The following is a 6,856-nucleotide window of genomic DNA, read 5'->3' as shown; positions in this document are numbered from 1 at the left end:
TCCGGGACAGCCCGGATCGCTTCAGATCTTAAATACTGGTGGAGCCGAGGGGGATCGAACCCCTGACCTCGTCATTGCGAACGACGCGCTCTCCCATCTGAGCTACGGCCCCGTTCCAGTATCTTCGCAAGACGCACGCGCCCTGCAAGGCGCTCCCCTTAGCGAACTGCTCTCACGCATGAAAGAGCAAAATAGGCCTTCAAAGCAGATTCAGGAGCGGCAGCCGATGGATCGAAGGCCGCTCCCGAAAGGCGTCAGTGCGCGTAAGCCTGCTGCGTCACGTTCGGCGCAGTGGCGACCGGCGTGGTCGCGCCGGGGACGCTGGCCGAAGCGCCGGCGCCGTAGCGCGCGTCCCAGGCCGCGAGATCGGCGCGGTACTGGTCGTAGCTGTTGAAGAATTCCTTGAACGGCGCTTCCGCCTTGGCAAGCCCGGTCACGGCAAAACCGTCAAGCTGCCCGGCCTGAACCGTCTGGAGATCGACCGCAAGGCCAAGCGCGGCATTGCAGAGCGCCGGAACCACCGGCGGCAGCGCGAAATAGTTGTAGACCTGGGTCTGGTAGGATTCACGCTCGCGAATCGACTTGGCGCCGAACCGGGACTTGAACTCCTTGTCCAGCGTCTTGTTCGCAGCGGTCAGGCTCTTCGTGTGCTTCTTGAGGAAGTCCTTGTAGCCCGCCAGGATCGGCTCGTACTGCGGGCCGACGCAGTTCAGCGCGGCCACGTTGTAAGCCGAACGCAAGTTCCACAGGGCCTGCGCGGACGAGATACCGCTGTTGACCGTGGCACGCGAACCATCGACGGCCACGGCCGGAATCATCATGTTCGGCGAGGCGCCCAGCGGCGGCATGGGCCGAGGCGGGATGACCACGACCGGCGGCGGCGGCGGAGGCGCCACGGCCACTTCCTTGGGGCCGCAGCCCGACAGCAAGGCGACGAGCGAACCCGTCATCAGCATAAGACCGCGCAAGACGCCGCTTTTCTTCAGGTCAACCACCCCGGACACTCCAATTCTCAAGAATGGAGGGATTCTATCGCGACTCGACTCCAATGAAAATGCCCGGTGCGACGAATCGCACCGGGCATGATCGTTTCAACCGTCAAAAAACGGTGGATTAACGGCGGTCGCCCAGGAAGGTCAGCAGGAACTGGAACATGTTGATGAAGTCCAGGTACAGGCTGAGCGCACCCATCACCACGGCCTTGCCGATGAATTCGGTGCCGCGAAGCTGGGCATACTGGTTCTTGAGCATCTGCGTGTCGTAGGCGGTGAGGCCCGCGAAGATCAGCACGCCGAGCACCGAGATCGCCAGCTGCAGCACGGTGGAGCCGACGAACAGGTTGATCAGCATCGCGATCAGGATACCCACCAGACCCATGATCAGGAACGTGCCGAAGCCCGAAAGATCCTTCTTGGTGGTGTAGCCGTAAAGGCTGAGGCCCGCGAAAGCCGCGGCCGTCGCGAAGAACGTGGTCGCGATCGAGGTCGCGGTGAAGACCAGGAAGATCGCCGAGAGCGACAGGCCCATGACCACGCAGAAGCCCCAGTAGAGCATCTGGACGGTCGAGGTCTTCATGCGGTTCAGGCCGAAGTTCATCGCCAGCACGAAGCCGAGCGGCGCCAGCATGATGACCCAGCGCAGCGGGGTGCTCAGCACCTGCACCGCCATGCCGGAATTCGCGAAGAGCACCGCAACGATGCCAGACAGCAGCACGCCCGAGGCCATGTAGTTGTAGATGGACAGCATGTAGCTGCGCAGGCCCGCATCATACGTGGCCTTGCCGCCGGTGCGTCCGTCAAGGCTCGGAGACGCACCGAAGCCCGTGCCGGGCTGGGGGTCGTTCCAATTCGCCATTTCAAACTCCTTTGACGGGCACCAGCGAAATGCGGCAGCCCGGACAAAGGGAATATCGGCTCTCCGCGTTCCGAATTCAAGAAAAACCGGAGCGGGTGATTTGTGTCAAACTGTAAAGAACAGACGCGATTACTCGCGCCCTGCTCCACGCCCTCAGAGCCCGGTTGAAAAAATGCCCTCAGGGGCTTTTTTGGAGCGGCACCGCGAAATTCGCCCGCGGCGAATTTTCAAACGAACCCTCAGGCTCGCCGCGCTTCCGCCGCCATTTCGGCGTTGCGATCACGCGAAGCGGCCATCGTCGCCGCGATCAGCGCAGCCAGTGCACCGTCCGCGTCGAGCACGTTCATGCCGGCGCGGGTCGAGCCGCCGGGGCTGGCGACCTTGTCCGCCAGTTCGCCGGCGGAGAACGGCGATGCCGCGGCCAGTTGCGCCGCGCCTTCCACCATCGCCAGCGCCAGTCGCTGCGACTGCCCCTCTTCCAGGCCGAGCGCGACCCCGCCCGCCGCCAGCGCATCGATGAAGCGGTAGACGAATGCGGGTCCGCAGCCGGCCAGCGCCGTGACCGAATCGAACAGGTCTTCACGAGCCAGCCATTCCGGCGTGCCGAGGTGTGCCATCATCGCCGTTACCGCCGCGCGCCCGGTCTCGTCGAGGCCGCGCGAATCCAGGGCGATGGGGGACTTGCCGATCGCGGCTGCCAGATTGGGCATGATCCGCACGATCGCGCCGGCCTCGGGGAAACGCGCCGAGAGGCTGTCGAACTCCACGCCGGCCAGGATCGAGAAAAGCGTCGTCCCGCGCCCAACGAGCGGGGCAATGGCGGGCGCCGCTTCGTCGAGCCCCTGCGGCTTGATGCCGAGCATGACGACGTCGAAGCGCCCTTCCCTCGGCAATTCCTTGAGCAGGGTTACGCCGGCAGGCACATCGGCGCGCTTCGGATCAACGACCGTGAATGCGGCGGGCGGCATGCCGCCGTTCAGCCAGCCTTCGAGCATGGCGCCGGCCATGTTGCCGCACCCGATCAGGAGGATGTTGCCAAAGCGATCCATGTCGTTCTCCTAAGCATTTTCTAATCAGGTGGAATCACCTGATGACTCGGAAAATGCGGTAAACCAGAAACTTAAAGCGGTTGGTCCGGTGCAACCGGATCAACCGCTTTAGCGCCCGATTTTCGCGCGGAATTTCATATCGGCCCGCCGCTTACGAGAGCGCGGTGAGACTGCCAAGGGCCAAGGTCCAAAACCGGAGCGGGCCGAGGGAAATGCTTCAGGCCTCTCCGGCGGCGTCGATCATCGCGGCGGCGAGCGCCTCGGCGGGTGTCTTGTCGCCCCAGAGGATGAACTGGAACACGGGATAGAAGCGATCGCATTCCTCGATCGCCGCTTCCACGACGGTCTGCGCCTGGCCGGGGCCGAGCAGGCCGTCTTCACCCAGCATCAGGCCGTGCCGGTAGAGCACCACGCCGCTGCTGGACCAGGTGTCGAAATGGCCGACCCAAATCTGCTCGTTGATCAGTGCCAGTGCCTCGAACATCGCCTGGCGCTTGCTGTCGGCGATGCGGATGTCCGGCAGGCAGAGCAATTGCAGGACGCGGTCTTCCGCGCGCCAGATCGCCTGGATCTGGTAGGTAGCCCAGGCACCCTTCACTTCGGCGGAAATCTCGTCCTCGCCGGAATATTCGAACGCCCAGTCGCGCGCCTCGAACAGTGACGCCAGCATTTCGATCGGGGCGGATTCATCCTCCCGGCCGATGTCGTCCTGTACCGTTCTCATGATTTCCGACATTTGCCCTCCGCGACGCGAGAAGCCATGGATGCTTTGCCAAGGGGGCCAAGCACAATCCGGGACATGCGATCGCCTGAGCAAAACTCCACTTGCCTGTTAACAGGGTGTGGATAAGGCCGGACGATCGGAAATCGAGACGGTCCGATTTCAGGCCCGCACGGCCCCGACCTCGATCCGCCCTACTTCGCCGCAAGCGGATCCACCACTTGCCCGGCCGGACTGGTCCAGGGCAGCGCATCGTCGAAGCCCTGCTTCTTCGCATCGGCCCGGAATTCGTTCGCTGCCTTGAGCGTGGGGAACGGGCCGACCAGGATGCGGTTGGTGCGTCCCATGTCGCTGACGTAAGGCTCGCGCCCCTTGAACAGCGCGGGAGCCTGCTTGTTGTAGCGGCGCCAGTCGAAAGCGATGGCCGCCTTGTCGCGTCCGACACCGATCTGCACCCAGATCCGGCTGGGATGAGAGGGCTGCGCCGGCTTCTTCGCCTTGGCCGCATCGGCCTTGGCCTTGGCATCGGCCTTGGCTTTTGCGTCAGCCTTGGCTTTTGCGCCGGGCTTCTCTTCCTCGCCTGAGCTCTTGGCCGCGCCGGACTTCGACTTGAGGTCCGGCTTTTCGGCCACCTTGGGCGCTTCCGGCTCCGGCTTTGGCAGTTCGATCCTCGGCGGGGCCGGGCGCGCCGGCTCGATCTGCCGGATATCCACCGCGCCGGACGTCGGCACGCTCTGCGTGGTCGGCTTGCCGATATCGGCGAAGATCTGCTCCAGCGACAGCTGCTGCGCATTCGGCTCCGGCGGAGCTTCCAGGCTCGGCTGCCTCACGGGCGACTGCTGCACCGGCGGCTTTGCGACCGGAGCGGCGGCCAGGGCGGTAGCGGGAACCGGCGCTGTCGACGCCGATGGCGCGCCGGGTTGCGCCTGCGATTCGCCTTGAACAGGGTTGGTGCGCGCCAAATCGAAGCCGGGCGCTGCCGCCGCCGTGCGGTCGGGCGAGCGCGTGGGCTGCGATGTCGCGGGCCATACCGCACTGGCTCCCGCCGCCTTGGGGTCGAAACCGGGCGGCAGCGATGAAGGGGGCGCGGAACGTCCAGCGGCGGAATTGGAGGTGGCGGCGAGATTCGATAACGCAGCGCTGGTTGTTGCAGGCGTCGTGGCGGCTGGCTTCCCAGTGGACGCCAGCGGCGGCAGTTCGACGACCGCGCCGTCCCGCTCGATCGCCGGCTTGGGTTCGGGCGGCGCGGTGCGGACCGGCTCGGGCGGCTTGGCCGTTGCCGAACTGGGACGCCTGGCGCTCGTCCGCGAGCCGCCGATCCGATAGGAGTCGGCAGCGGCGACTGTGGCGCCACTGGTTTTGGATGCTCCCTTGGAGCCGGCTCCAGCACGGGTCGTCCGCGAGGAACGGTCGGCCGTCTTGCCGCTGCCCAGCGCATCGCCGCGCGGCACCAGGTTCGCGTCCGCGCTTGCGACCTGCACCGGTTTGTACGCGGCGATGCGGGCATCGTCATGGCCGATCTCGGAGGCTCGCGGGAACTTGCCGAGGTTGGCGGCGGCGGCCTGCTGGGCGCGCGTCAAGCGCGGCATGTAACGCAAGTAAGGCGCGATGTTCTGCGCGAGTTGTGGGGGCAGGATGGTGTTGGAGACTTCCACCGCCTGCTTGGTATCGCCCGCAATCGCCAGCGCGAAGGCGCGCGTGCGCCAGCCCGGCTTATCCTGCTTGCGCAGCAGCGGCATGATCGTGGTCTCGGAGGCCTGCGCATCCCCGGCGATGGCCTGGCTGATGGCCAGCCGCATGCGCACATCCTCGTCGCTCGCCCCGCCCAGCGCCAGCGCGTAGTATCGCTGCGCGGTCAGGTTGTCGCCGACGAGATCGTAAGCAAGCCCGCGATCGGCCGCGAGCTGGCTCTGGCTGGCGCCCGCCTTCTCGGCTTCGGCAAAGAGCGGAAGCGCCGCAACCGGATCTCCGCTCTGCGCCAGGGAAGCGGCGAGGCCCGCCTTCACCCGTGCATTGCCGGGCGAGATATCGTCCGCGCGGCGGTAGAAGCCGATGGCCGCCTCGAAATCCCCGAGCTTGCGTGCAGCGTCTCCGGCATCCAGCAAGGCAGACACGTCTCGCGGATCACGCCCCAGCCGGGACAGCGCGGCGTTGAGCTTCAGCTGGTCGGCGCCAGGCAGGGCCTGAACCACCGGCGCGCTTGAGGCCGGGGTCGGCATCATCAGAGCAGGACCGGCCAGCGCGATGCAGGCGGCCGTCGTGGCCAGCCACTTGCTCGAAACCTTCTGACGTAGCCGCAAAACCAGAGAAACCTCTCAAAACACGCGATAAAATGCGCAAGGGCCCGACATCCATCGAGCCCCACCAAACCAAACTGCAATCAGACCGCTCGGCGATCGATCCTGCGGGGCCCGGTAGCGCCGGGATATGCCGTTCGGATCATGAACCCTGCCGGAACAGCCACGGGGAAGACGGGCGGGAAGGCCTGCAAGACCACCCGCCCGCTTCGCATTACTGGTTGTTCTGACGTCCGAGGAAGCGCGGGATGCTGATCGAGCCGCCATCGTCGTCATCGCCGCCTGTCGCCTCTGCCGCTGCCGGCTTCGGGCGCGAAAGGCTGGTCATGCGTTCGAACAAGGTGCTGCCACCGCTCGCCGGGCGGGCGGGTGCCGAAGGGGCCTGGACGGGTGCCGTCTGGGCAGGAGCTGCCGGGATCGGGCGCGCACGAACCGCCTCGGGCTCGGGCGCCTGCGCTACCGGCTGACCGCCATTGAGCAGCAGTTCGTCCTGCTGACGCGCGGAAGCGGCACCGAGATCGAGCGGCTGGCTGTTGCGCAGGCCGCTATAAGCAACGGGCGCTTCCTGCTCGACTTCCTCGCTGGCGCCGAGTTCGAGCTCGAAAGGCTGTTCGGCAGCTTCGGGCGCGGGCGTCGAGAGTTCGAACGGCTCGGATGCGGCGGCCGCCGGCGGGATCGCCACGGCCGGAGCCGGGGCGACAAGCGGCGTCGGCGCGCTGGGGACCGGGCGCGAAACCATCGGGCGGACGGGGCCGCGCGAGGCGCTGAGGTTCAGCGGACGCGAGGCGATCTCGGCCATTTCCGTGGTCTGCTCGATGCCGGTGGCAACCACCGAAACGCGAATCTTGCCCTGGAGGTCGGGGTTGAAGGCCGAGCCCCAGATGATGTTGGCGTCGGGATCGACCAGCTCGCGGATGTGGTTCGCGGCCTCGTCG

Annotated in this window: 5 protein-coding genes, 1 tRNA gene and 1 pseudogene; all 7 read right to left on the bottom strand. The window is 66.1% G+C overall.

The window, feature by feature from the left end; all coding sequences use genetic code 11:
- Positions 1-36 precede the first annotated feature (36 nt).
- Positions 37-112: transfer RNA gene (locus RT424_RS23615), tRNA-Ala, on the bottom strand.
- A gap of 142 nt (positions 113-254) precedes the next feature.
- Entirely contained in the window at positions 255-950 is a 696-nt protein-coding gene (locus tag RT424_RS23610) for a hypothetical protein (protein WP_313443211.1), read from the bottom strand.
- Positions 951-1,113: 163 nt separating this feature from the next.
- Positions 1,114-1,854, bottom strand: a complete 741-nt coding sequence (locus tag RT424_RS23605) for a Bax inhibitor-1/YccA family protein (RefSeq protein ID WP_313443209.1) — start codon at positions 1,852-1,854, stop codon at positions 1,114-1,116.
- 239 nt (positions 1,855-2,093) lie between these two features.
- Entirely contained in the window at positions 2,094-2,903 is an 810-nt protein-coding gene (locus tag RT424_RS23600) for a pyrroline-5-carboxylate reductase (protein WP_313443207.1), read from the bottom strand.
- 217 nt (positions 2,904-3,120) lie between these two features.
- Positions 3,121-3,627 carry a YbjN domain-containing protein gene (locus RT424_RS23595; protein ID WP_313443205.1) on the bottom strand — a complete coding sequence of 169 codons (507 nt, stop codon included), beginning with the start codon at positions 3,625-3,627 and terminating at the stop codon, positions 3,121-3,123.
- A gap of 191 nt (positions 3,628-3,818) precedes the next feature.
- Positions 3,819-5,924, bottom strand: coding sequence for an SPOR domain-containing protein (locus tag RT424_RS23590; RefSeq protein ID WP_313443203.1), 2,106 nt, complete (start codon positions 5,922-5,924; stop codon positions 3,819-3,821).
- A gap of 211 nt (positions 5,925-6,135) precedes the next feature.
- A pseudogene (locus RT424_RS23585) lies at positions 6,136-6,856 on the bottom strand (cell division protein FtsZ); the annotation flags it as partial.

Source organism: Novosphingobium sp. (assembly GCF_032093395.1).
In the GTDB taxonomy this organism is placed as follows: Bacteria; Pseudomonadota; Alphaproteobacteria; order Sphingomonadales; family Sphingomonadaceae; genus Novosphingobium.
Note: the sequence above shows the minus strand (reverse complement) of the source record. Positions and strands in the feature narration are given on the sequence as shown.